The organism is Herbaspirillum sp. GW821-FHT09A12 (genome assembly GCF_059418325.1).
This window is the reverse complement of sequence record NZ_JBWKPR010000016.1, coordinates 60,498-84,110: the sequence shown is the minus strand read 5'-3', so window position 1 is coordinate 84,110 and position 23,613 is coordinate 60,498. Positions and strand designations below refer to the sequence as shown.

Sequence of the window (23,613 nt, the reverse complement as noted above, 5' to 3'; positions counted from 1 at the left end):
CGCTTCGTTTTTCTCGTCGCTTCGTGTGTCGCGTCAGCAGGGGGCGAACTATAGCAACCCACCTCAACCCACGCAAGCACTTTTTTAAAAATAATGAAAAATAATTTACCCAACTCCTTCCAACCTACCTCGCCCCCACCGCCAAACCCGCGCCAGCACTGACTTTGCGACATTCCCCGCTGTACGGAAATAATTCAAAAAAAAATGCCCGCCCCTAACAGGGCGGGCATTTTCGCTATCCGGACCTTGCGTCTGAGGCCCGAGAATAATCTCACTCAGGCGTTCTTGAAGGCCGGCGGGCGCTTCTCAATGAAAGCCTTCATCCCTTCTTTCTGGTCATCGGTGGCAAAGCAGCTATAGAACAGCGCCCGTTCGTATTTCATGCCGTCAGCCAGCGTTGATTCGTAGGCGCGGTTGATCGAGTCCTTGACCATCATCGCCACCGGCTGCGACATCTCGGCAATCGTCCTGGCCGTCGCCAGCGCCTCGTCCAGCAACTGGTCGGCAGCGACGACACGCGAGACCAGTCCGGCGCGCTCGGCTTCTTCCGCCCCCATCATGCGGCCGGTCAGGGCCATTTCCATGGCCTTGGCCTTGGAGACCGCCCGCGGCAGGCGCTGCGTGCCACCGGCGCCGGGGATGATGCCCAGCTTGATTTCCGGCTGGCCGAACTTGGCGGTGTCGGCGGCAAGGATGAAGTCGCACATCATCGCCAGTTCGCAACCGCCGCCCAGGGCGAAGCCGGCGACTGCCGCGATCACCGGCTTGCGCACGCGGCGGATGGTTTCCCAGTTGCGGGTGATGAATTCCCCCTTGAAGACATCCATATAGCTGTAGTTGGCCATGCCGACGATGTCGGCGCCAGCGGCGAAGGCCTTTTCGCTGCCGGTAATGATGATGCAGCCAATATCGGGGTTGGCATCGAAGGCCAGCAGCGCCTCCCCCAGCTCGCTCATGAGCGCATCGCTCAGGGCATTGAGCGCCTTGGGGCGATTCAGGCGGATCAGGCCGACCTTATCCTGGGTTTCCACCAGGATGTTTTCATAACTCATGCAAGTCTCCTTCTTGTTGATGGTTTGTGAATGGCATGCGCCAGAATAATCAACAAATCTGACTTGGCGCAATCGCGCACCGGAATTTCAGGCGAGCCAGGACATCAAAGACTATAGTGGAAGTACCTCTTCAACATACATCATATAAGGAGGCTCTCATGTTCAAGACCATACTTGTCCCCACCGACGGTTCCGAACGGTCCGACAAGGCCATCGTCAACGCTATCGACTACGCCAAGCATTGCGGCGCCAAGATCGTCGGCATCTCGGTCGCCGAGCCTTATCCCTTCTCCCCCCTGGCCGAAAGCTCGATGGCCATCGACCCCAGCCTCTATGAGGACAATGTCCGCTCGCTGGCCGAGCAGCATGTCAAAAAGATCGCCGACGCCGCCCAGGCTGCCGGCGTCCCCTGCCAGACCGCCACGATGCTGTCGTTTGCCCCGGACGAGGAAATCGTCAATGCCGCCAAAACCTACCAATGCGACGTCATCTTCATGGCTTCGCATGGCCGCAGCGGGCTTTCACGCATCTTTCTCGGCAGCAAGACCCAGAAGGTACTGGCGCATTCGAGCATTCCGGTCCTGGTCCTGCGCTAGTCTTCCCCTTGCCTCCTTATATATAGGAAACAAAAAAACCTGCTCCTATATATCAGGAGCAGGTTTTAGTTGCATAAAAGAAACTTAATTGCCGCCCGGCGGATTCATCCCCTTGGGCAGCAGTACCCACATCATCCCGCGCTGCTTCATCGAGCCGGCCTTATCCTCCGCCTCATCGCCAAAGCCCCAGAAGTAGTCCGCCCTCACCACGCCGCGGATGGCGCCGCCGGTATCCTGCGCCACCACCAGGCGTTGCAGCGGCCGCTCGCTGTTAGGCTGGGTCGTCGACAAATATACCGGCGCCCCCAGCGGGACATGCTGCGGGTCGATGGCGATCGAGCGCTGCGGCGTCAGCGGAATGCCTTGCGCCCCCTTTGGCCCCTTGGACGGATCCGGCAACTTTTCTTCCCGGAAGAAGACATAGCTGGGGTTGGCGTTGAGCAGCTCCTCCTTGCGCGCGGGGTTGGCCTGCACCCAAGCCTTGATATTTTGGGCGGAGGCCTGCGACAGCGTCATCTCGCCCTTGTCGACCAGATAGCGGCCGATGGATTTATAGGGCCTGCCGTTCTGGTCGCCATAGGCCAGGCGGATGGTTTCCCTGGATTCCGGCAGATAGACCCGGCCCGAGCCCTGCACCTGCAGGAAGAAGGCCTCAACCGGATCATCCACCCACACCAGCTCCTTGCCGTCCAGCGCATTGGACTGCGTCAGCTCGGCGCGGCTGGGATAGGGCACCACCTTGCGGCCGACCACCTTGCCGCGCAGGCGCAGGTTCTTCAGCTCGGGATAGACGCTGGCCATGTCGATCGTCAGCAAATCGTCGGGCACCTGATACAACGGCGTTTGGTACGGGCCGGTGCGGCGGCGCGAACCGCGCAGCAAGGGCTCGTAATAGCCGGTGACCAGGCCTGAATCGGTGCCGTCCGGATTGAACAACTGGTAAGGCGTGAAATAGGTTTCAAAATAAGCGCGCAGGAAACCCTGGTCGGAAGCATCGACCTGTTGCGCCGCGCCGCAGGCCGCGCGCCATTCGGGCCTGCGGATCAGCACCGAGCAGGACGACTGCAGCGCCGGCCAGGCCTCGCGCAGGTCGTCGTTGTTCCAGCCCGGCAGTTGCGAGAAGCTGGCCGCGCGCATGGCCGGCCCAGGCTGGACGGACGGCTTGACTGGCGGCGGCGTGGTGGCGGTAGTCACCGGCGGCGTGGTCTGGCAGGCCGCCAGCAGCATGGCGGCCGAAACCGTCAATGCGGGTACACTGAGGCGCTTCAGCACGGGAAACACGGGAAAAGTAGCAAAACGGTTCAATAACATCGGAGACGAATTCATGTTGTGGTTGATTCTGGAAGCCTGCGCCGCCTTTTTTGTCCTGGTCTTCATCGTCTGGTGGACCATGTTTTCAGGCCGCAAGGAGAAATCCGGCCCGCCGGCAGCCAAGACGGATGCGCGAGAGATGAAAGACAACGGCAAGGAATAAAAAATCCGCATGCCTTCATGCGGATGGCCGGACCGGGCCGGAGCGGACGGCGCCAGTCCGCATCAATGCAGCGTGCGCGGCAGCGAGAGCACGAATTCGGGGATGCGCGCATCGAACTGCTCGCCATCCTCGGCGACGCAGAAATACTCCCCATGCATAGTGCCCTGCGGCGTCTTCATTGCGGTGCCGCTGGTGTACTCGAACTGCTCCCCCGGCTGCAGGAAGGGCTGGTGGCCGACCACCCCCAGGCCGCGCACTTCCTCCACATGATTGTTGGCATCGGTAATCACCCAGTGGCGCGAGATCAATTGCGCCGGCACGGTGCCGGTATTGACGATGGTGATCGCATAAGCGAATACATAGTGCGAGCGCGAGGGGTCGGATTGTTCCTCAAGATACTGCGTCTTGACCGTCACCGTAAACTCATACGCTGCCATGTGGATGTCCTGTTTTGTTGTGATGATGTGTGCCGGGCGAAAGTTTGCGCCTTGGCGCAAACACCCCAGATTGCACACGAATTCAGCATGCAGCGCAAGCCGCAGGGTTGCGCCAGCTCATCAAAGGATGGGCCATAGGAGTAAAATAGCGCCTTTTGCGGCTCCTCGTCCGCCGGCCCGCCCCGGAAGCCGCCGTCGATCAAGCCATCATTTCATTTCAGCCATGCCGACCTACCGTATCGCCCCCAGCATCCTGTCCGCCGATTTCGCCCGCCTGGGCGAGGAAGTGCGCAATGTCGTCGCCGCCGGCGCCGACTTCATTCACTTCGACGTGATGGACAACCATTATGTGCCCAACCTGACCATCGGCCCCCTGGTGTGCGAAGCGATCCGCCCGCACGTGCAGGTGCCGATCGACGTGCACCTGATGGTCAAGCCGGTGGACCGCATCATCCCCGACTTCGCCAAAGCCGGCGCCAACCTGATCACCTTCCACCCGGAAGCCTCGGAACACATCGACCGTTCACTGCAACTGATCCGCGACAACGGCTGCAAGTCCGGCCTGGTGTTCAACCCGGGCACGCCGCTGCATTACCTCGACCACGTGATGGACAAGATCGACATGGTGCTGATCATGTCGGTCAACCCCGGTTTCGGCGGCCAGTCCTTCATTCCTGAAGCCTTGAAAAAGATCGCCGAAGTGCGCCGCCGCATCGATGAATCCGGCCGCGACATCCTGCTGGAAGTGGACGGCGGCATCAAGATCGACAACATCGCCGCGGCTGCCCGCGCCGGCGCCGACACCTTCGTGGCCGGCTCGGCCATCTTCGGCAAGCCTGACTACAAGGCCGTGATCGACGCCATGCGCGCCGAACTGGCCCAGGTCTGACTCCCCCATTCGACTTCCCGCCCCCGCGACATGAGTAAGCTGAACCACATCAAAGCCGCCATCATCGACCTTGACGGCACCATGCTCGACACCGCCGGCGACTTCCACGTCGCCGTCAACCGCATGCGCGCCGAGCTGGGCCTGCAACCGCTGGCGCAGGAAACGATCGTCAACTTCGTCGGCAAGGGCACCGAAAACCTGATGCGCCGCGTGCTGGCGGTGGACTACGCCGAAGACGAGGCCGAACAGTACTTCAAACAGGCGCTGGACTCCTACACCGAGCATTACCTCGCCATCAACGGCGACTTCTCGGCGCTCTATCCGGGCGTGAAGGAAGGCCTGCAGGCGATGAAGGACAAGGGACTGCGGCTGGCCTGCGTGACCAACAAGCCGCTCTCGTTCACGCTGCCGCTGCTGGACAAGAAAGGCCTGCGCGGCTTTTTCGACGTGGTCTACGGCGGCGACTCCTTCCCCAAAAAGAAACCGGATCCGATGCCGCTGCTGCAGGTATGCCAGGATTTCGGACTGGAACCGGCGCAGGTGGTGGCCATCGGCGACTCCTCCAACGACGCCCAGGCCGCGCGCGCGGCCGGTTGCCGCGTGCTCAACGTGCCGTATGGCTACAACCACGGCGAATCTATACACGATGTCGATTCCGATGGTATAGTTCAAACGCTTTTCGAAGCAGCGCAGCAAATCTCGGTGGATTGACGCCCTGTCAATCTCCGGCCAACACACCAAACCGCGACCAGCACATCAATGTTTCGCAACAACAAACGTACCGCCCAACATACAGCCGCCCCTGAGGCCTGGCTGTGGCGACGCTGGCAATTCCAGGCGCATTGACTGACGCCTTGCCCTTGGCCGCACCTGCGGCCAGGACGTTGTTGCAACACTGCATTTCCCGAATTTCTTTAACGAAACCGCTGACGAGAGTCCGCTTCCGGCCCCCGCTGTATGCGCGCATGCCCTGCGCGCAACCTGCGTCGAGGCCCAAGCTGCGTGTTCTACAATAGCGGTCTGGAGTGAAAATGACCGAACTCGAATTCAAATCGCTGGCCACCGAAGGCTACAACCGCATCCCCCTCATCACCGAGGCCTTTGCCGACCTGGAGACGCCGCTCACGCTGTATCTCAAGCTGGCGCAGAGCCAGAACACCGGCAAGAACACGTTCCTGCTGGAATCGGTGGTCGGCGGCGAGCGCTTCGGGCGCTATTCCTTCATCGGCCTGCCGGCCTCGACCAAGATCCGCTGCAGCGGCAGCAAGATCGAAGTCTTGAAGGACGAAGCCGTGGTCGAGACCGCCGAAGGCAATGCGCTGGAATTCATCGCGCAATACCAGGCGCGCTTCAAGGTGGCGATCCGCCCCGGCATGCCGCGCTTCTGCGGTGGCCTGGCCGGCTATTTCGGCTACGACGCCGTGCGCTACATCGAAAAGCGCCTTGAAGGCAGCGCACCGAAGGACACCCTCGGCCTGCCCGACATCCAGTTGCTGCTGACCGAAGAGCTGGCGGTGATCGACAACCTCTCCGGCAAGCTCTACCTGATCGTCTACGCCGACCCGACCCGGCCGGAAGCCTATTCAAAAGCACGCCAGCGCCTCAAGGACCTGCGCGCCATGCTGCGTCGCCCGGCCGACGCGCCGGTGACTACCGGATCGGTGCGCACCGAAACCATCCGCGAATTCCCCAAGGACGAATACCTCAAAGCCGTGGCGCGCGCCAAGGAATACGTGATGGCCGGCGACCTGATGCAGGTGCAGATCGGCCAGCGCCTGAAGAAGTCCTATGTGGATTCGCCGCTGATGCTGTACCGCGCGCTGCGTTCGCTGAACCCGTCGCCCTACATGTACTTCTACAACTTCGGCGACATGCAGATCGTCGGCGCCTCGCCCGAGATCCTGGTGCGCAACGAATCCATCGGCGACGGCCAGAAGAAGATCACCATCCGCCCGTTGGCCGGCACCCGCCCGCGCGGTTCTACCATCGAGCGCGATGAGCAACTGGCCCGCGAACTGCTGTCCGACCCCAAGGAAATCGCCGAGCACGTGATGCTGATCGACCTGGCGCGCAACGACATCGGCCGCATCGCCGCCACCGGCAGCGTCAAGGTCACCGACCAGATGGTGATCGAGAAATACTCCCACGTGCAGCATATCGTCTCCAACGTCGAAGGCATCCTCAAACCCGGCATGTCCAACCTCGACGTGCTCAAGGCCACCTTCCCGGCCGGCACGCTGTCGGGCGCGCCCAAGGTGCGCGCGATGGAAATCATCGACGAGCTGGAACCGACCAAGCGCGGCATCTACGGCGGCGCCTGCGGCTACCTCTCCTTCGGCGGCGAGATGGACGTGGCCATCGCGATTCGCACCGGCGTCATCAAGGACGGCACGCTCTACGTGCAGGCCGCGGCCGGCATCGTCGCCGACTCGGTGCCGGAAATGGAATGGGAAGAAACCGAAAACAAGGCGCGCGCCGTGTTGCGTGCCGCGGAACAAGTGCAAGACGGCCTGGATGGAGAAATCTAAATGCTGCTGATGATCGACAACTACGACTCCTTCACCTACAACCTGGTGCAATACTTCGGCGAGCTGGGCGAGGAAGTGCTGACCATCCGCAACGACGAGATCACGCTGGATGACATCAGGAAGCTGAACCCGGAGCGCATCTGCCTCTCCCCCGGCCCCTGCAGCCCCAAGGAAGCCGGCATCTGCGTCGACCTGTTGAAGCAATTCAGCGGCAAGCTGCCCATCCTCGGCGTATGCCTGGGCCACCAGGCCATCGGCGAAGCCTTCGGCGGCAACATCATCCGCGCCAAGCAGGTGATGCATGGCAAAACCTCGAAGATCGCGCATACCGGCGTAGGCGTATTCAAGGATTTGCCCAGCCCCTATACGGTGATCCGCTACCACTCGCTGGCCATCGAGCGCGCCACGCTGCCCGATTGCCTGGAAGTGACGGCCTGGACCGACGATGGTGAAATCATGGGCGTGCGCCACAAGGAGTTCGACTTGCAGGGCGTGCAGTTCCACCCCGAGTCGATCCTGTCCGAACACGGACACGCACTGCTGAAGAATTTCCTGACCGGCAGCGCGCACGCGTAAGCCCTCATCCGCACCCGCATCCGAGGACAAACACAGATGGCCATTACTCCCCAAGAGGCGCTGCTGCGCTGTATCGAACACCGCGAGATCTTCCACGACGAGATGCTGGCATTGTTCCGCCAGATCATGCGCGGAGAAATGTCGCCGGTCATGATCGCCGCCCTCACCATGGGCCTGCGCGTGAAGAAGGAAAGCATCGGCGAGATCGCCGCCGCCGCCCAGGTCATGCGCGAGTTCGCCACCAAGGTGCCGATGGCTGACACCACCGGCCTGCTCGACATCGTCGGCACCGGCGGCGACGGCGCGCACACCTTCAACATTTCCACCGCCTCGATGTTCGTGGCGGCCGCCGCCGGCGCGCGCGTGGCCAAGCACGGCGGACGCAGCGTGTCGTCCTCGTCGGGCAGCGCCGACGTGCTGGAGGCGCTGGGCGCCGACATCAACCTGCAACCGGAACAGGTGGCGCAGTCGATCGCCCAGACCGGCATCGGCTTCATGTTCGCGCCCAACCACCACGCCGCCATGAAGCACGCGGCACCGGTGCGCAAGGAACTGGGCGTGCGCACCATCTTCAACATCCTGGGCCCGCTGACCAACCCGGCCGGCGCCCCCAACATCCTGATGGGCGTATTCCATGCCGACCTGGTCGGCATCCAGGTGCGCGTGCTGCAACGCCTGGGCGCGCAGCATGCGATCGTGGTCTGGGGCCGCGACAACCTCGACGAAGTCACGCTGGGCGGCGCCACCATGGTAGGCGAACTGGTCAACGGCGAGATCCGCGAATACGAGATCCATCCGGAAGACTTCGGCCTGTCCATGTTCGCCAGCCGCAACCTGCAAGTTGCCAACGCCGCCGAGTCGAAGGAAAAGATTTTCGAAGCGCTGGCAGGCAAGCCGGGGCCGGTGCATGACATCGTGCTGCTCAACTCGGCCACCGCCCTGTACGCGGCGGGCGCCGTACCGTCCATCGCCGCGGGCCTGGACAAGGCGCGCGCCACCATCGCCTCCGGCGCCGCGCGCGCCAAGCTCGACCAGTTCGTACAGGTGACGCGCCAGTTGGGCGGAAAATCCTGAACCACCCGCTGAAGAAATAAAGAAAATAAAGGAACCGACCATGATCGCCCCCCACGACCTGCTGATCTTCGCCCTCGCCTCGCTGGTGATGGTGCTCACGCCCGGCCCCAACATGGTCTATTGCGTATCGCGCTCGATCTGCCAGGGGCGCATGGCCGGCATCATCTCGCTGTGCGGGGTGGCGGTCGGTTTCCTGGTGCACATGGCGGCGGCCGCCTTCGGCCTGACCGCGCTGTTTTTGGCCATTCCGATGGCCTACGACATCGTCAAGTTCGCCGGCGCCGCCTACCTGCTGTGGCTGGCATGGAGCGCCGTCAAGCCGGGCGGCAGCTCGCCGTTCCAGACCCGCGAACTGCCACCGGATTCGCCGGCCACGCTGTTTCGCATGGGCTTCCTGACCAATGTATTGAATCCCAAGGTGGCAGTGTTCTACATGTCGCTGTTCCCGCAATTCATCCATCCCGAACACGGCAGCGTGCTGCTGCAAAGCGTGGTGCTGGGCGTGACACAGATCGCCATCAGCTTCTCGGTCAACTCCATGATCGTGTTCTCGGCCGCCGGCATCTCCGGCTTCTTCGCCCGCAACCAGGGCTGGCTGCGCGCGCAACGCTACATCATGGGTTCCATGCTGGGGGCGCTGGCGGTGCGCCTGGCGCTGGACGAACGTAAATAACTTCCAGGAACATCATGTCCGACATCCTCAACAAGATCCTCGACGTCAAGGCCGAGGAAATCGCCGCAGCCAAGAAGCAACGTGATTTCGCCAGCCTGCGCCGCGACGTCGAAAGCGACAGCGAACTGCGTTCCGAACTGCGCAGCTTCGAAGGCAGCCTGCGCGACAAGATCGCCGCCGGCCATGCCGGCGTGATCGCCGAAGTGAAGAAGGCTTCGCCATCCAAGGGGGTGATCCGCCCCGACTTCCGCCCGGCCGATATCGCGGTGAGCTACGCGCAGCATGGCGCCGCCTGCCTGTCGGTGCTGACCGACGAGCAATTCTTCCAGGGTGCGCCGGAATACCTCAAGCAGGCACGCGCCGCCTGTGCGCTGCCGGTGATCCGCAAGGACTTCATGGTCGACCTCTACCAGGTTTACCAGGCCCGCTCCTGGGGCGCCGACGCCATCCTGCTGATCGTGGCCGCCCTGGATCACGGCCTGATGGCCGAACTGGAAGCCTGCGCCCATGAACTGGGAATGAGCGTGCTGGTGGAAGTGCACGACGCCGCCGAACTGGACGCCGCGCTGAAGCTGAAGACCCGCCTGCTGGGCATCAACAACCGCAACCTGCGCACCTTCGAGACCACGCTGGACACCACGCTCGGCCTGCTGCCGCGCATCCCGCCTGAAAAGCTGGTGGTGACCGAATCGGCCATCGCCACGCCGGACGACGTCAAGCGCATGCGCGACGCCAACGTGCATGCCTTCCTGGTGGGCGAAGCCTTCATGCGCGCGCCGGAGCCGGGCGTGGAACTGGCGCGTTTGTTCGCCTGAATCGACACCGACGCGCCTTCGATACGCCGCAGAGCGGCTACTCAGTCCGAACGGGAATATCCTTGATTGCCCGTTCGGACTGAGTAGCGGCAACACCGCGTATCGAAGGCGTACCGACGTATAACGATCAAGCCGTCTCCCCTGTTACCAGAGGAACGGCTTTTTTGCATCAGGCAGAGAAACCGCCATCAATCGACAAGCTGGCGCCCGTGATATACCCCGCTTCCGGCCCCGCCAGATATGCCACAAAGCTGGCAATCTCTTCTGCCTTGCCGTAGCGCGGCAGCGCCATCAATCCCTTGAGCGTCTCGGAAAAATCGCCTTGGTCGGGGTTCATGTCGGTGTCGACCGGCCCCGGCTGCACGTTGTTGACCGTGATGCCGCGCGCACCGAGATCGCGCGACAAGCCCTTGGTCAGACCGACCAGCGCCGACTTGCTCATCGCGTAGGCCGCACCGCCGGCGAACGGCATGCGTTCGGCATTGGTGCTGCCGATGGTGATCACACGGCCCCCTTCTTTCATGTAACGCACCGCCTCCTGCGTGGCGACGAACACGCTGCGCACGTTCACCGCCAGCGTACGGTCGAAGTCTTCCAGCTTGAACTCCTCGACCGGGCCCAGCGCCAGCACGCCGGCATTGTTGACCAGGATATCCAGGCGGCCGAACGTTTCGGCCGCGATGCTGATGGCTTGCCTGAGCGCGGTGGCGTCCGCGCTGTCGGCCTGGATCGCCAGCGCACGGCCGCCGCCGGCTTCGACTTCGCTGACCAGCGCCTGCGCCTTGTCCGGCGAGGTGACATAGGTAAAGGCGACGGTAGCGCCCTCCGCCGCCAGGCGCCGGACGATTGCGGCGCCGATGCCGCGCGAGCCGCCTTGCACGAAAGCGACCTTGGACGAGAGGGATGGATTGGATTGTTGGTTCGACATGATCTTGCTCCTGGTTCAGTTTGGTTTAAGCGTTAAACCCTGCTGGGTTGAAGCAAGTATCGCCGCCAGATTATGTCGATACTAGATAGCAATCACTATCTTCTTTTTAAACCAAAGGTTTAAAATCAGAAAATGGAAACCATGAACAGCATCGAGTGCTTCGTCGCCTCGGCCGATGCCGGCAGCTTTTCAGCCGCCGCCCGACGCCTTGGCCTGACTTCGGCGGCAGTGGGCAAGAACGTCGCCCGGCTTGAATCCAATCTCGGCGTACGCCTGTTCCAGCGCAGCACGCGCAAGCTGACGCTGACCGAAGCCGGCGAGCGTTTTTTGCAGGAAGTCGGCGGCGGACTGGAGACCATACGCAACGCAGTGGCCAACCTGGCCAGCGCTGGCGGGCAGCCGGCCGGCACGCTCAAGGTCAGCATGGGAAGCGGGTTCGGGCGCGAATACGTCGTGCCGCTCTTGGGCGACTTCCTGCAGCGCTATCCCGCCATCTCGCCCGACTGGCATTTCGACAACCGCCCGGTGGACCTGATCGCCGAAGGCTTCGACGCCGCCATCGCCGGCGGCATCGAACTCTCGCCTGGCGTGGTGGCGCGCGAACTGGGGCCGGCGCATCGCGTGTTGCTGGCCTCCCCGGCCTATCTCGCCAGCCATGCGCCGCTGCGTTCCCCGCAAGACCTGCCGCAGCACGACGGCATCCTGATCCGTTCCCCGCAAACCGGGCGCGTACGCCCATGGACGCTACGCGACCGCGAAGGCACGCAAGCCCCGGTGGCCCTGAAGGTAAGAATGACGATGAACGATCCCAACGCCGCCTGCGAGATTGCCGCGATGGGCCTGGGCGTGACGCTGGTATCGATGCCGCACGCGGTGGTCTACATGGACAGCGGCGCGCTGGTGCGGGTATTGCCGGACTGGTATGTGGACAGCGGCATATTGTCGCTGTACTTCAGCGCGGCGCGGCTGCTGCCGGCCAAGACGCGGGTGTTCGTGGACTTCATGGTGGAGCGTTTCCGCGCGCAAAAGCTGGCGGAGCGGTTTTCGGCAATACGCTGAACCTCAGCTCTTGGGCGGCGTCGCACGCATGCCGCCGCCGATGTTGCTGCCGGCATTGCGCGCCAGGCCGCGGTAACCCTGTACCGAGACCAGCGTGACCACACCGGCCATGGCAAACGCCCATTGGAAATCGCCCAAGGTGAAATGCGCGCCGGCCGCATCGATAGACTCGCCGCGAAAATAGGCGGCGATACGCAGCGCCAGCGCGCCGAAGGCGATCCCCATGCCGATGGTCATCTGCTGCGCCACGCTCCACAAGGTGCTGGCCGATGACTTGCGCGCATCGCTGATGTCGGCGTAAGCCAGCGTGGCCAGCGTCGAGAACTGCATCGAGCGCGACAGGCCGTAGCAAAAGATCAGGGCCAGGGTCATCAACAATGGGGTATCGGGCGTCAGCAAGCCGCATGCGATGATCAGGCTGCCGGCGATGGCGGCATTATTGACCGCCACCCGCCGGAACCCGAAGTGCTGCAGCACGCGCGTGGTGAACGCTTTCATGCCAAGGTTGCCGAGGGCGCTGGCCAGCAGCAGCAACCCCGACTGGAAGGCCGACAGGCCGAAGCCGATCTGGAACATCAGCGGCATCAGGTAAGGCACGGAATCGATGCCGATGCGCGTGAACGAACCGGTGACGACGGTAACCGAATAGGTCGGGATCTTCAGGTTGGAAAAATCCAGCAGCGGATGTTCGGCACGCCGGGCGTGGCGATACGCGAACCAGCCCAGCACGATGCCGCCGGCGATGAAACCGAGCGCGACCTTGAGGTTGGACTCCATGTGGCTGGCGATCTCGGTGCCGTACAGCAGCGAGGTCAGCGCAGCGCCCGAGAGCACGAAGCCGACCAGGTCCAGCGGACGCTTGCTGGTGCCGTGGTCGTTACGCACGATCAGCATCACGGCGGCGAAAGCGGCGATGCCGAACGGTACGTTCATCAGGAAAATCCAATGCCAGGAGGCATAGGTGACAATGAAACCGCCGATGGACGGCCCCACCACCGGCGCCACGATGGCCGGCCAGGTGATGGTGGCAATCGCCTTCATCAGGTTGGCCTTGCCGGTGCTGCGCACCACGATCATGCGCCCGACCGGCACCATCATCGCGCCGCCCAGGCCTTGCAGCACACGCGCCGCGGTGAACTCCACCACGTTCTGCGAGAAGCCGCACAGGATGGAAGCCAAGGTGAAAATGACGATCGCCGCGCCGAACACGGTGCGTGAACCCAGGCGGTCGGCCACCCAGCCGCTGATCGGGATGAACACCGCCAGCGTCAGCATGTAGGCCGTCATGCCCAGGCTCAGCTCATTGGGGCCGACGCCGAAGGACTGCGCCATCTGCGGCAAGGCGGTGGCGATGATGGTGGTATCGAGGTACTCCATGAAGAAGGTCGCCGCCACGATATAGGGCAGCATGCGCACGCGCGCATCCGGCTGGAGCTGGTCTTCATTTCCCAATTGGCGTTCCCTCCCTTTTCCTGTTCGATGGCGACGATGCGAAACGCCGGCATGCGCCGGCGTTTTTGCTGGAAGTCCGACGCTCGCCGCTGGCCCTCAGAACCGCAGCAGGCGCATCAGCACCTGGACCACGACGATGCCGCCGATCAGGCCGCCGCCGAAATACACGATCACCCCCAGCAGCATGTTGGTGCGGCGCTGCTCGGCCAGCAGCTTCTTGAGCAGTTCGCCGCTCTGCGGCTGGCCATGGCCATCGCCGTCGTTGTACTTGGTCAGCGCTTGCTGCACCAGGCGCGGGATCTGCGGCAGCAGGCGACTGTAGCGCGGCACCTCGACCTTCAGCTGTTCCACGAAACCGCGCCAGCCGATCTGCTCGCTCATCCAGCGTTCCAGGTACGGTTTGGCGGTCTTCCACAGGTCGAGATCGGGATCGAGCTGGCGCCCCAGGCCTTCGACGTTGAGCAGGGTCTTTTGCAGCAGCACCAGTTGCGGCTGCACCTCGACATTGAAGCGGCGCGAAGTCTGGAACAGGCGCAGCAGCACCTGGCCGAAGGAGATATCCTTCAGCGGCCGGTCGAAGATCGGTTCGCAGCATGCCCGCACCGCCGCCTCCAGCTCATCGACGCGGGTATCCTTGGGCGCCCAGCCGGACTCGATGTGGGCCTCGGCCACGCGCTTGTAGTCGCGGCGGAAGAAGGCCAGGAAGTTCTGCGACAGGTAATCCTTGTCGAAATCGTTCAACGTGCCGACGATGCCGAAATCCAGCGCGATGTAGCGGCCGAAGGTCTCCGGCGCCACCGACACCAGGATGTTGCCGGGGTGCATATCGGCATGGAAGAAGCCGTCGCGAAATACCTGGGTGAAGAAGATTTCAACGCCGTCGCGCGACAGCTTGGACAGGTCCACGCCTTCTTCGCGCAGGCGCTCGGTCTGCGAGATCGGGATGCCGTGCATGCGCTCCATCACGATCACCGACGAGGAGCAATAGTCCCAATACATCTCGGGCACGATCAGCAGGCTCGACCCGGCGAAGTTGCGACGCAGCTGGCTGGCGTTGGCGGCTTCGCGCATCAGGTCGAGCTCGTCGTGCAGGTACTTGTCGAACTCGGCCACGACTTCCTTGGCCTTGAGACGACGTCCGTCCGCCCACAAACGTTCCAGCCAGTCGGCGGCGACATGCATCAGGCCGATGTCATGGTCGATCACGTCGCGCATGCCGGGGCGCAGCACCTTGACCGCCACTTCCTTGCCGTCCTTGAGCGTGGCGAAGTGGACCTGCGCGATCGAGGCCGAGGCCACCGGCTGGCGTTCGAAGCCGGCGAACAATTCATCCGGGTGCGCGCCCAGCGACTTCTGGATCTGCAGCACGGCCAGGTCGGAATCGAAAGGCGGCACGCGATCCTGCAGGCGCGTCAGTTCATTGGCGATGTCCGGCGGCATCAGGTCGCGCCGGGTCGAGAGCACCTGGCCGAACTTGACGAAGATGGGGCCGAGGTCCTCCAGCGCGCGCCGCAGGCGTTCGCCGCGCGGCCGCGTCAGGTCGCGCCAGAAAAAGATGGCATTGGTGATGCGGGCGATGCGCGGCGGCGCGAACTCGGAGGCGACGATTTCATCCAGGCCGTAGCGGATGGCCACGCGGATGATCTTGAACAGGCGCAGGGAACGCAGGAACATCAGCGGCGCTCCAGTTTCTCGATGCGCTTGGAAAGGCGCTCCAGATCATCGCGCAGGCGCACCACGTCAGAAGAGAAGTCCTGCAGCATGCGGGGGCGTATCAGCATCGGTTGTTCTTCCAGAAAATACTCGGCCACGTTCTCGGTAAGCTTTTTGTGCGTGCTGCGGATGGCCTCGAACAGGCCGTGCGCGCCGGAGACCATGCGGGTGGCGGCGATATCGCCGAACAGGCGCGCCAGGTCGTCCTCGGCATCCCAGCGCAGGTTCTGGCTCAATTGCGAGATCGCGTTGGCGAAATCGGCATCGCCTTCCAGCTTCACATAAGACACGGCGCGCTCGCGGTTGGCCGCGATCAGGGGCAGGTCGGCCAGCTTGACGCGGATGGTGACATCGGCCACCGCCTCCGCCGGCACATCCTGCACATAACCATCGGCGGCCACTTTCAGCCGCAATTGCGCGGCGCCGGTGTCGATACAGGCCACCTTGCCCGCATGCGCGGCCAGCGCCTGGCGCGCCCATGCCTCTTGCGCCAGCAGGTGGTTGACCACGGCGGCAGCGGGTTTCATGGGATTGATCGCGGGCATAGATTCGGACAAGGACTGGGCCAGTGTTGTGAGAGAAGTGACAGGGTTCAATGAAAATCCGCCGGACAAAAACAAAACCGCCCGAAAAGCCGGGCGGTTTCAAGTTTAACAGTTTGCCGGCCAAGCTCCGATGGCAACATGCGCGGCGCCTGATCCAGCGCCGCCAGGTTCTCAGACCTGCTGGATACCCGCCAGCACCCAGCCGCCGCCGCTTTGCGGCTTGGACAGGTTCCAGATTTCGGCGAAGGGCTCGGCCGACAGTTCCGGCGCTTCCTTGATCAATCCCTGGAAACGCACCGTGGCCATGTAGTCGTAGGCCATGGTTTCGATGCCCAGCAGTTCGGCCTCGAGCTGGACCACATCGGTGGCGTTGGACGAGGCGCCGCGCTCGGTGAGTTGCATGCGCAGTTCGGCGAACATTTCAGGCGTGGTGAATTCGCGGATATCGTTGATGTCGGCCCGGTCCCACGCCGCCTGCAGGCGGATGAAATAGGTCTTGGCATTGCGCACGAAACCGGCCGTGTCGAAGCCGTCCGGAATGCCCCACTTCTCTATCCGGGCCGGTGTGGCCGGCTGGCCCGCAGCGCTGCCAAAACCGTTGCCTTGCAGCACCGCGGGCGCATGGCCGGGCGGCGGGTTGATGTCCTTCAGGCCGGAGCCGATCTCGGGAGTGGCGCCGGCGGCGCTGCCGATCGGGCTCACACCCGGCATCGGGGTAGCGTAGACCGGGTTGTTGCTCTGCTCATAGCGGTTGCGCGTGAACAGGCGGATCAGGAAGAAGGCCGCGCCGGCCAGCAGCACGATCGTCAGCAGCGAACCCAGCATGCCGCCGGCCGCGCCGCCAATGCCGAAGTGCGACAGCAGCGCGCCCAGCCCGAAACCCAGCAAGGCGCCGCCGAGGATATTGCCCCACGGGCTGGCCGGCTTGGCGGGAGCGCCTTGCGGAGTCGCCGCCGGACGGGATGGCGCGGCGCTCGGCGCCGCGTTGTAGGAAGGCGATGCAGGCGCAGCCTGGCGCGAATAATTGGACGATTGCTTACCGAACGAGCCGCCGCCGCCCAGGCGCCTGGCGTCGGCCGGCGACATCACCAGCGTCAGGGACGTCAACGCCAGCATCAATACGAGCAGGAATTTTTTCATACGATGACCTCTTGTCGAAGATGCCGGAACCGGGAGCGAACCTCAGGGAAAGCCAACCTGTCCGTTCCGGCTTGGCGCCATTGTCGCGGGGCAAACTTAAGCCATCCTTAATCACCGATGGCACCACCCGCGCCTGGCGCTGCCAACAATGCGGCGCGCCCGTGCGGGCACGCACCGCATATGCCTTAGAGCGTGTTTATGATCTCGTCGGGAGTCGGTCAAATGTCATGTCAGGATGGGATGCAAGGCGCAAAACGTAGACGGGCCGGTTGGCCCGGCGAGGCTTTGCAACGCCGCAGACCGCCTGAAAGGGCATTTGAACGGCCCCGAAGGAGATCATAAACACGCTCTTACATCTTGATGCCGGTATGCAATGCCGCCACGCCGGCAGTCAGGTTGAAATACTGGACGCGCTCCAGACCCGCCTGTTCCATCATCTGCTTCAGCGTTTCCTGGTCGGGATGCATGCGGATCGATTCGGCCAGGTAGCGATAGCTGTCGGCGTCGTTGGCGACTTTCTTGCCCAGCCACGGCAGCACCGAGAAGGAATACACATCGTACGGCTTCTTCAGCGGTTCCCACACCTTGGAAAACTCCAGCACCAGCAGCTTGCCGCCGGGCTTGAGCACACGGCGCATCTCGCCCAGCGCGACATCCTTGTGGGTCATGTTGCGCAAGCCGAAAGCTACCGACACGCGGTCGAAATAGTTGTCGGGGAACGGCAGCTTCTCGGCGTCGCACAAGGCGGTCGGCGTGACGATGCCCTTGTTGAGCAAGCGGTCGCGGCCCACGCCCAGCATCGATTCGTTGATATCGGTCAGCCAGACCTCGCCGGTCGGCCCGGCCTGCTTGGCGAATGCCTTGGACAAATCGCCCGTGCCGCCGGCAATGTCGAGCACCTTGAAGCCCGGACGGACGCCGGCCTGGGCGATGGTGAATGCCTTCCAGACCCGATGCAGGCCGGCCGACATGAAGTCGTTCATCACATCGTACTTGGCGGCCACGGAGTGGAACACTTCCGCGACCTTGTGGACCTTGTCTTCTTCTGCGACGGTTTCGTAACCGAAATGGGTGGTGTTGGTCATGGCTCAGTCAATATGGTTGGCGCAGCTTGGCGCCCGATTGCACATTATATGCCGGTGGGGGAACCCGGCTAGCCGCTATCGCTCAGTGGTGGTGGCCGCAGGCATGCCCGCCGGCATCGCTGCCGGCTTCATGGTCGCGCCCGCTTTCACGCGTGAAACCCGCATCTTCCAGCTTCTGCAGGTAGGCCGCCCACATCGTGCCCTGGTCGCGGCCGAGCTGATAGAGATAATCCCAGGTGTAAATACCGCTGACGTGGCCATCCGAAAACAGCGGCTTGACGCCGTAGTTGCCGACCGGCTCGATGCCGTCGATGCCGACGTTGCGCTTGCCGGTCTGCAGCACCTCCTGTCCGAGGCCGTGGCCGCGCACCTCGGCCGAGGGCGAATACACGCGCATCAGTTCGAAGGGCAGCGAAAACGTGGCGCCGTCGTCGAATTCGATTTCCACCACGCGCGAAACCTTGCGCACCTTGAACGACACGGGAACCGGGGAGGAATTGGAGCGCATGCAGATACTCGCTTTGAACTTTGAAGAAGGCTGGTGCTGCGAAAAGCGACCGGCGGCAGTATGGCGCCATCAGTAGCGTACCGGTTCAGGCGGCGCCCAGGCCGGCCGCCGACAGTTGCTTGCGGATGGCCTCGCGCAATTGCGGCAATTTGGCGCGGCGCGCCTCCAGCGAGGGCTGGTCGACCTCGCGGCGCGCGGTTGCCCACACCGGGCTGGGGAAATGCTGGTCGTCCGAATAGCGCGGAATCACGTGCCAATGGACATGCGGCGTCATGTTTCCCAGCGTGGCCAGGTTGACCTTCTCCGGCTGCATGACTTCGCGCAGCGCCGCTTCCACCGCCCAGACCGCATCGGCCAACCGGGTGCGATCGGCCGGCGCGAGGTCGGTCATTTCCTTGACGTGACCGTTCCAGATCACGCGGCAAAAACCGGGATAACCGGCTTCATCGACCAGCACCACCCGGAAATCCGGATGGCGCCAGACCAGCTCTCCGCCGTCGCCGGCGCACAGTTCGCATTGGCTCATCGCTTACACCAGCACGCGCTCAATGCCGCCGTTGTTGGCGCGCTCGACGTATTCCGGCATCCAGTTCTCGCCCAGCAAATGCCTGGCCATCTCCACCACGATGTAGTCGGCGGTGGTGCCCGAGTCTTCGTTGTAGCGCGACAGGCCCTGGAAGCACGACGGGCACGAGGTCAGGATCTTGACGTCGCCGGTGAAACCGTCGGCGCGCACCTTGTCGGCGCCCTTGCGCATTTCCTCTTCCTTGCGGAAGCGCACCTGGGTCGACACGTCCGGACGCGATACGCCGAAGGTGCCCGACTCGCCGCAGCAGCGGTCGTTCTTCTCGATCTTCTGCGCATCCACCGTGGTGATGAGCGAGTTGACCGTCTTCAGCGGGTCCTGCAGCTTCATCGGGGTGTGGCAGGGATCGTGGTACATGTAGCGGGTGCCGGTCACGCCTTCCAGCTTGACGCCCTTCTCCAGCAGGTATTCGTGGATGTCGATGATGCGGCAGCCGGGGAAGATCTTCTCGAATTCATACCCCTGCAACTGGTCGTAGCAAGTGCCGCAGGACACCACGACGGTCTTGATGTCGAGGTAGTTCAGCGTGTTGGCCATGCGATGGAACAGCACGCGGTTGTCGGTGATGATCTTCTCGGCCTTGTCGAAGTCGCCGCTGCCGCGTTGCGGATAACCGCAACACAGATAACCTGGCGGCAGCACCGTCTGCACGCCGACATTCCACAACATCGCCTGCGTGGCCAGACCGACCTGCGAGAACAGCCGCTCCGAACCGCAACCCGGGAAGTAAAACACCGCCTCGGTCTCGGCCGTGGTGGTCTTGGGATTGCGGATGATCGGCACGATCTTGTCGTCCTCGATATCGAGCAACGCGCGCGCGGTCTTCTTGGGCAGGTTGCCCGGCATCTTCTTGTTGATGAAGTGGATCACCTGCTCCTTGACCGACGGCTTGCCGACCGTGGCCGCGGGCTTGGCGGTCTGCTTCTTGGCGAACTTCTTCAGGATGTCGTTGCCCAGGCGCTGCGCCTTGAAGCCCCAATCGGTCATCACCTTGCGGGTGGCGTTGATGGTGGCCGGGTCGGTCGCATTGAGGAAGAACATCGCCGCGCTGGTGCCGGCGTTGAAGGACTTCTTGCCCATCTTGCGCAGCAGGTTGCGCATGTTCATCGAGACGTCACCGAAGTCGATGTCGACCGGGCAAGGCGTGACGCACTTGTGGCACACCGTGCAGTGGTCGGCCACGTCCTCGAACTCTTCCCAATGCTTGATCGAGACGCCGCGGCGGGTCTGCTCTTCATACAGGAAGGCCTCGACCAACAGCGAGGTCGCCAGGATCTTGTTGCGCGGCGAGTACAGCAGGTTGGCGCGCGGCACGTGGGTCGAGCAGACCGGCTTGCACTTGCCGCAGCGCAGGCAGTCCTTGACGCTGTTGGCGATGGCGCCGATGTCGCTTTGCTGCATGATCAGCGATTCGTGGCCCATCAGGCCGAACGAAGGCGTGTAGGCGTTCGACAGGTCGGCTTCGAAACCCGGCAGGTTGAGCAGCTTGCCCTTGTTGAAACGGCCTTCCGGATCGACGCGCTTCTTGTATTCGCGGAATTCGCCGATCTCGTCCTCGGTCAGGAACTCCAGCTTGGTGATGCCGATGCCATGTTCACCCGAGATCACGCCGTCCAGCGAACGCGCCAGCTCCATGATGCGCGCCACGGCGACGTGCGCGTCTTGCAGCATTTCGTAGTGGTCGGAGTTGACCGGCAGGTTGGTGTGCACGTTGCCGTCGCCGGCGTGCATGTGCAACGCGACGAACACGCGGCCGCGCAACACGCGCTTGTGGATCGCCTGGCATTCTTCCAGGATCAGCTTGAAGGCGCCGCCGCTGAAGACCTGGCGCAGTTGGGCGCGCACTTCCTGCTTCCAGGAGACGCGCACGGTGCGGTCCTGCACCACGTGGAAGACGTTGGCTTCAGGCTGCTCCAGCAGGCGCTGGTCGAACACCGGCATCATCTTGTCCAGGCCCAGCGCGGCCAACTCGCCCTTGGCCACGCGCAGCGGCTTGTCGAGGTTGGCCAGCAGGTAGGACCAGCGCGCATGGGTCTGCTCCAGCAGCGCTTCGGCCTGGTGCACGCGGTCTTCCAGCATTTCGGAAGCGGGGATGTCTTCGCCTTCGGCGTCGTCGCTCTTGCCCAGCGGCAGGTTGCCCTTGACGAAGAAGCTGTCCAGTTCGGCCAGCAGCTGCAGCTTGTTCTTGATCGACAGCTCGATGTTGATGCGCTCGATGCCGTCGGTGTATTCGCCCATGCGGTTGAGCGGGATCACCACGTCTTCGTTGATCTTGAAGGCGTTGGTGTGCTTGGCGATGGCGGCGGTGCGCGAACGATCCAGCCAGAATTTCTTGCGGGTTTCCGGGCTGACCGCGACAAAGCCTTCGCCGACGCGGTTGTTGGCCATGCGGATCACTTCCGAGGCGGCCGCGGCCACGGCGTTCTCGTCATCGCCGACGATGTCGCCGATCAACACCATCTTCGGCAGCACGCCGCGCTTGGACTTGGTGGCATAGCCGACCGCGCGCAGGTAGCGCTCGTCCAGGTGTTCCAGGCCGGCCAGGATGGCGCCGCCCTTTTTGGTTTCGGCGTCGAGGAAGTCCTTGATCTCGACGATCGAGGGAATCGCATCGCGCGCCTGGCCGAAGAACTCCAGGCAGACGGTGCGGGTCTGCTTGGGCATCTTGTGCAGGATCCAGCGCGCCGAGGTGATCAGGCCATCGCAACCTTCCTTCTGCACGCCCGGCAGGCCCGACAGGAACTTGTCGGTCACGTCCTTGCCCAGGCCTTCCTTGCGGAATTTGCGGCCGGCGATTTCCAGGATCTCGGTCTTGAAGACTTCGGTCTTCTGGCCCTTCTCGCCGGGGTGCGACCACTCCAGCTTGAAGCGCGCCACTTCGACGTCATGGATCTTGCCCAGGTTGTGGTCCAGGCGCGTGACTTCCAGCCAGTCGCCTTGCGGATCGACCATGCGCCAGCTGGCCAGGTTGTCCAGCGCGGTGCCCCACAGCACGGCCTTCTTGCCGCCGGCGTTCATGGCGACGTTGCCGCCGATGCACGAGGCCTCGGCCGAGGTCGGGTCGACCGCGAACACGAAGCCGGCCTTCTCGGCGGCGTCCGAGACGCGCTTGGTCACCACGCCGGCGCCCGAGTAGATGGTGGCGTAGGGCTTGTCCAGGCCGGGCAGCACTTCCATCTCGACCGCGCCCAGTTGTTCCAGCTTTTCGGTGTTGATGACGGCCGACATCGGCGTCAGCGGAATGGCGCCGCCGGTGTAACCGGTGCCGCCGCCGCGCGGGATGATGGTCAGGCCGAGTTCGATACAGGCCTTGACCAGTCCGGCCATTTCGTCTTCGCTGTCCGGGGTCAGCACCACGAACGGATACTCGACGCGCCAGTCGGTGGCGTCGGTCACGTGCGACACGCGCGACAAGCCGTCGAACTTGATGTTGTCTTTTGCCGTGTAGCGGCCCAGCACCTTGGTGGCGCGGCGGCGCAGGTCGTAGGTGTGGCGGAATTCTTCGGCGAAATCGGCAACGGCCTTCTTGGCCGCCTTGATCAGCGCTTCCACGCTGGCGCTGCGGCGCGCGGCATCGGAGGCGGCAGTCGCATCGCCGGCATCGGCCTGGCCGACATCGATGCGACGCTTGTCGACTTCGTGCAGGCGATGGTTCAACGCATCGATCAGCGCGGCGCGACGCTTGGGATTATCCAGCAGGTCATCCTGCAGATAGGGATTGCGGCGCACGACCCAGATGTCGCCCAGCACCTCGTACAGCATGCGCGCCGAACGGCCGGTCTGGCGCTTGGCGCGCAGCTCGTCCAGCAGGGACCAAGACTCTTCGCCCAACAACCGGATCACGATCTCGCGATCGGAGAACGAGGTGTAGTTGTACGGGATTTCGCGCAAGCGCGTGGGCGTGGCGCCATGGGGCGCGTCTGTGAGCAAGGCTTGGATGTGGGCGGGGGCGTTCATCAATGTAAAAAAATAAATCTGCTGCCGGATGTGCATTCTAGCCTATTGCCAAAAGTCGCGACGGGATGGGGCCGGTTTTGCGGCTGCAATGCAAATGATTATTCTTTAGCAATAAGGCGCCGGCCGAAATTGGCCTGCAAGCAATTTTTGCAACGCAGCAAAATCCTTGGATGGGGACGCCGATGGCAAGCGAAAACGGCGCCAGGCCGGATCGGACTCCCGGCCGATAGCGACAAGCAATTCAATTTATAAAAACAATCAATTTATTATTATTGATTCTTAAAATCTATAATCCCTCCATGCATTGTGGATGTTGTCCCTAAAAAACACGGAGGATGTTATGTTGCAGAACCTGATGACCGAATTCTTGGAAAATCTAGCCATCACCTTGGCCGACTATGCCCAATGCAAGGCATAGCCCGAAGGAACGTCCCGCTTATTTCGCTTGCCGCCTGTCCGCATGGATGGACTGCAGGGACGTCCAGCAAACCCCGCCAGCCAGGGAGACTGCCATGATACCGGCGCC

At 63.0% G+C, this 23,613-nt stretch carries 21 protein-coding genes; 9 read left to right on the top strand and 12 right to left on the bottom strand.

What is annotated here, in order from left to right; all coding sequences use genetic code 11:
• Positions 1-275: 275 nt before the first annotated feature.
• Positions 276-1,052 (bottom strand): enoyl-CoA hydratase, encoded by a 777-nt coding sequence (locus tag AC07N6_RS22660; protein WP_494783452.1) that lies wholly within the window; start codon positions 1,050-1,052, stop codon positions 276-278.
• Between the two features lie 158 nt (positions 1,053-1,210).
• On the opposite strand from AC07N6_RS22660, the gene AC07N6_RS22655 reads away from it, so the two are divergent.
• Positions 1,211-1,648 (top strand): universal stress protein, encoded by a 438-nt coding sequence (locus tag AC07N6_RS22655; protein ID WP_494783451.1) that lies wholly within the window; start codon positions 1,211-1,213, stop codon positions 1,646-1,648.
• Positions 1,649-1,732: 84 nt separating this feature from the next.
• Here AC07N6_RS22655 and mltA read toward each other — a convergent pair whose 3' ends face one another.
• Positions 1,733-2,974: a murein transglycosylase A gene (mltA, locus tag AC07N6_RS22650; protein ID WP_494783450.1), complete on the bottom strand. Its 1,242-nt coding sequence runs from the start codon at positions 2,972-2,974 to the stop codon at positions 1,733-1,735.
• A gap of 210 nt (positions 2,975-3,184) precedes the next feature.
• Positions 3,185-3,559, bottom strand: coding sequence for a Co2+/Mg2+ efflux facilitator ApaG/CorD (gene apaG, locus AC07N6_RS22645; protein ID WP_494783449.1), 375 nt, complete (start codon positions 3,557-3,559; stop codon positions 3,185-3,187).
• Between the two features lie 223 nt (positions 3,560-3,782).
• Here apaG and rpe point away from each other — a divergent pair, with 223 nt between their 5' ends.
• The 7 genes from rpe to trpC all read left to right on the top strand — a co-directional run bounded on the left by rpe (position 3,783) and on the right by trpC (position 10,114).
• The gene (rpe, locus tag AC07N6_RS22640) at positions 3,783-4,448 is read left to right on the top strand and encodes a ribulose-phosphate 3-epimerase (RefSeq protein WP_141914242.1); all 666 of its coding nucleotides are present in this window, start codon (positions 3,783-3,785) and stop codon (positions 4,446-4,448) included.
• Between the two features lie 30 nt (positions 4,449-4,478).
• Entirely contained in the window at positions 4,479-5,159 is a 681-nt protein-coding gene (locus AC07N6_RS22635; RefSeq protein ID WP_494783448.1) for a phosphoglycolate phosphatase, read from the top strand.
• Between the two features lie 320 nt (positions 5,160-5,479).
• Complete coding sequence (gene trpE, locus AC07N6_RS22630; RefSeq protein ID WP_494783447.1) at positions 5,480-6,976, top strand: anthranilate synthase component I; 1,497 nt, start codon at positions 5,480-5,482, stop codon at positions 6,974-6,976.
• Positions 6,977-7,552, top strand: a complete 576-nt coding sequence (locus AC07N6_RS22625) for an aminodeoxychorismate/anthranilate synthase component II (protein WP_494783446.1) — start codon at positions 6,977-6,979, stop codon at positions 7,550-7,552.
• 36 nt (positions 7,553-7,588) lie between these two features.
• On the top strand, positions 7,589-8,626 hold the full coding sequence (gene trpD, locus AC07N6_RS22620; protein WP_494783445.1) for an anthranilate phosphoribosyltransferase: 1,038 nt from the start codon (positions 7,589-7,591) through the stop codon (positions 8,624-8,626).
• Positions 8,627-8,666: 40 nt separating this feature from the next.
• Positions 8,667-9,299, top strand: a complete 633-nt coding sequence (locus AC07N6_RS22615) for a LysE family translocator (RefSeq protein ID WP_494783444.1) — start codon at positions 8,667-8,669, stop codon at positions 9,297-9,299.
• A gap of 14 nt (positions 9,300-9,313) precedes the next feature.
• Complete coding sequence (gene trpC, locus AC07N6_RS22610) at positions 9,314-10,114, top strand: indole-3-glycerol phosphate synthase TrpC (RefSeq protein ID WP_494783443.1); 801 nt, start codon at positions 9,314-9,316, stop codon at positions 10,112-10,114.
• A gap of 169 nt (positions 10,115-10,283) precedes the next feature.
• Here the strand turns inward: trpC and AC07N6_RS22605 are convergent, their stop codons facing one another.
• On the bottom strand, positions 10,284-11,042 hold the full coding sequence (locus tag AC07N6_RS22605) for a 3-oxoacyl-ACP reductase family protein (RefSeq protein ID WP_494783442.1): 759 nt from the start codon (positions 11,040-11,042) through the stop codon (positions 10,284-10,286).
• Between the two features lie 132 nt (positions 11,043-11,174).
• Between AC07N6_RS22605 and AC07N6_RS22600 the strand changes: the two genes are divergently transcribed.
• The gene (locus AC07N6_RS22600) at positions 11,175-12,101 is read left to right on the top strand and encodes a LysR family transcriptional regulator (protein ID WP_494783441.1); all 927 of its coding nucleotides are present in this window, start codon (positions 11,175-11,177) and stop codon (positions 12,099-12,101) included.
• Between the two features lie 3 nt (positions 12,102-12,104).
• Here the strand turns inward: AC07N6_RS22600 and AC07N6_RS22595 are convergent, their stop codons facing one another.
• From AC07N6_RS22595 to AC07N6_RS22560, 8 genes are all read right to left on the bottom strand, one after another.
• Entirely contained in the window at positions 12,105-13,511 is a 1,407-nt protein-coding gene (locus AC07N6_RS22595; protein ID WP_494783457.1) for an MFS transporter, read from the bottom strand.
• Between the two features lie 138 nt (positions 13,512-13,649).
• On the bottom strand, positions 13,650-15,227 hold the full coding sequence (ubiB, locus tag AC07N6_RS22590) for a ubiquinone biosynthesis regulatory protein kinase UbiB (RefSeq protein ID WP_494783440.1): 1,578 nt from the start codon (positions 15,225-15,227) through the stop codon (positions 13,650-13,652).
• Entirely contained in the window at positions 15,227-15,793 is a 567-nt protein-coding gene (locus AC07N6_RS22585) for a ubiquinone biosynthesis accessory factor UbiJ (RefSeq protein WP_494783439.1), read from the bottom strand. Before AC07N6_RS22585 ends, ubiB begins: the two co-directional genes overlap by 1 nt.
• A 189-nt stretch (positions 15,794-15,982) precedes the next feature.
• Positions 15,983-16,951 carry a Tim44 domain-containing protein gene (locus AC07N6_RS22580; RefSeq protein ID WP_494783438.1) on the bottom strand — a complete coding sequence of 323 codons (969 nt, stop codon included), beginning with the start codon at positions 16,949-16,951 and terminating at the stop codon, positions 15,983-15,985.
• A 350-nt stretch (positions 16,952-17,301) separates the two neighbouring features.
• Complete coding sequence (gene ubiE / locus AC07N6_RS22575) at positions 17,302-18,036, bottom strand: bifunctional demethylmenaquinone methyltransferase/2-methoxy-6-polyprenyl-1,4-benzoquinol methylase UbiE (protein ID WP_494783437.1); 735 nt, start codon at positions 18,034-18,036, stop codon at positions 17,302-17,304.
• A gap of 82 nt (positions 18,037-18,118) precedes the next feature.
• Positions 18,119-18,544 carry a gamma-butyrobetaine hydroxylase family protein gene (locus AC07N6_RS22570; RefSeq protein ID WP_494783436.1) on the bottom strand — a complete coding sequence of 142 codons (426 nt, stop codon included), beginning with the start codon at positions 18,542-18,544 and terminating at the stop codon, positions 18,119-18,121.
• An 85-nt stretch (positions 18,545-18,629) separates the two neighbouring features.
• Positions 18,630-19,070 carry an HIT family protein gene (locus AC07N6_RS22565; protein ID WP_494783435.1) on the bottom strand — a complete coding sequence of 147 codons (441 nt, stop codon included), beginning with the start codon at positions 19,068-19,070 and terminating at the stop codon, positions 18,630-18,632.
• A gap of 3 nt (positions 19,071-19,073) precedes the next feature.
• Positions 19,074-23,087 (bottom strand): DUF3683 domain-containing protein, encoded by a 4,014-nt coding sequence (locus tag AC07N6_RS22560; protein WP_494783456.1) that lies wholly within the window; start codon positions 23,085-23,087, stop codon positions 19,074-19,076.
• Between the last annotated feature and the right edge of the window lie 526 nt (positions 23,088-23,613).

Coding starts and splice junctions, on each gene's coding strand:
- trpD (WP_494783445.1), top strand. CDS start 7,589: ATGGCCATTACTCCCCAAGAGGCGCTGCTGCGCTGTATCGAACACCGC.
- AC07N6_RS22600 (WP_494783441.1), top strand. CDS start 11,175: ATGGAAACCATGAACAGCATCGAGTGCTTCGTCGCCTCGGCCGATGCC.
- AC07N6_RS22605 (WP_494783442.1), bottom strand. CDS start 11,042: ATGTCGAACCAACAATCCAATCCATCCCTCTCGTCCAAGGTCGCTTTC.
- rpe (WP_141914242.1), top strand. CDS start 3,783: ATGCCGACCTACCGTATCGCCCCCAGCATCCTGTCCGCCGATTTCGCC.
- AC07N6_RS22585 (WP_494783439.1), bottom strand. CDS start 15,793: ATGAAACCCGCTGCCGCCGTGGTCAACCACCTGCTGGCGCAAGAGGCA.
- AC07N6_RS22615 (WP_494783444.1), top strand. CDS start 8,667: ATGATCGCCCCCCACGACCTGCTGATCTTCGCCCTCGCCTCGCTGGTG.
- ubiE (WP_494783437.1), bottom strand. CDS start 18,036: ATGACCAACACCACCCATTTCGGTTACGAAACCGTCGCAGAAGAAGAC.
- AC07N6_RS22635 (WP_494783448.1), top strand. CDS start 4,479: ATGAGTAAGCTGAACCACATCAAAGCCGCCATCATCGACCTTGACGGC.
- AC07N6_RS22595 (WP_494783457.1), bottom strand. CDS start 13,511: ATGCTGCCCTATATCGTGGCGGCGACCTTCTTCATGGAGTACCTCGAT.
- AC07N6_RS22660 (WP_494783452.1), bottom strand. CDS start 1,052: ATGAGTTATGAAAACATCCTGGTGGAAACCCAGGATAAGGTCGGCCTG.
- AC07N6_RS22560 (WP_494783456.1), bottom strand. CDS start 23,087: ATGAACGCCCCCGCCCACATCCAAGCCTTGCTCACAGACGCGCCCCAT.
- trpC (WP_494783443.1), top strand. CDS start 9,314: ATGTCCGACATCCTCAACAAGATCCTCGACGTCAAGGCCGAGGAAATC.
- ubiB (WP_494783440.1), bottom strand. CDS start 15,227: ATGTTCCTGCGTTCCCTGCGCCTGTTCAAGATCATCCGCGTGGCCATC.
- AC07N6_RS22625 (WP_494783446.1), top strand. CDS start 6,977: ATGCTGCTGATGATCGACAACTACGACTCCTTCACCTACAACCTGGTG.
- AC07N6_RS22580 (WP_494783438.1), bottom strand. CDS start 16,951: ATGAAAAAATTCCTGCTCGTATTGATGCTGGCGTTGACGTCCCTGACG.
- apaG (WP_494783449.1), bottom strand. CDS start 3,559: ATGGCAGCGTATGAGTTTACGGTGACGGTCAAGACGCAGTATCTTGAG.
- AC07N6_RS22565 (WP_494783435.1), bottom strand. CDS start 19,070: ATGAGCCAATGCGAACTGTGCGCCGGCGACGGCGGAGAGCTGGTCTGG.
- trpE (WP_494783447.1), top strand. CDS start 5,480: ATGACCGAACTCGAATTCAAATCGCTGGCCACCGAAGGCTACAACCGC.
- AC07N6_RS22655 (WP_494783451.1), top strand. CDS start 1,211: ATGTTCAAGACCATACTTGTCCCCACCGACGGTTCCGAACGGTCCGAC.
- AC07N6_RS22570 (WP_494783436.1), bottom strand. CDS start 18,544: ATGCGCTCCAATTCCTCCCCGGTTCCCGTGTCGTTCAAGGTGCGCAAG.
- mltA (WP_494783450.1), bottom strand. CDS start 2,974: ATGAATTCGTCTCCGATGTTATTGAACCGTTTTGCTACTTTTCCCGTG.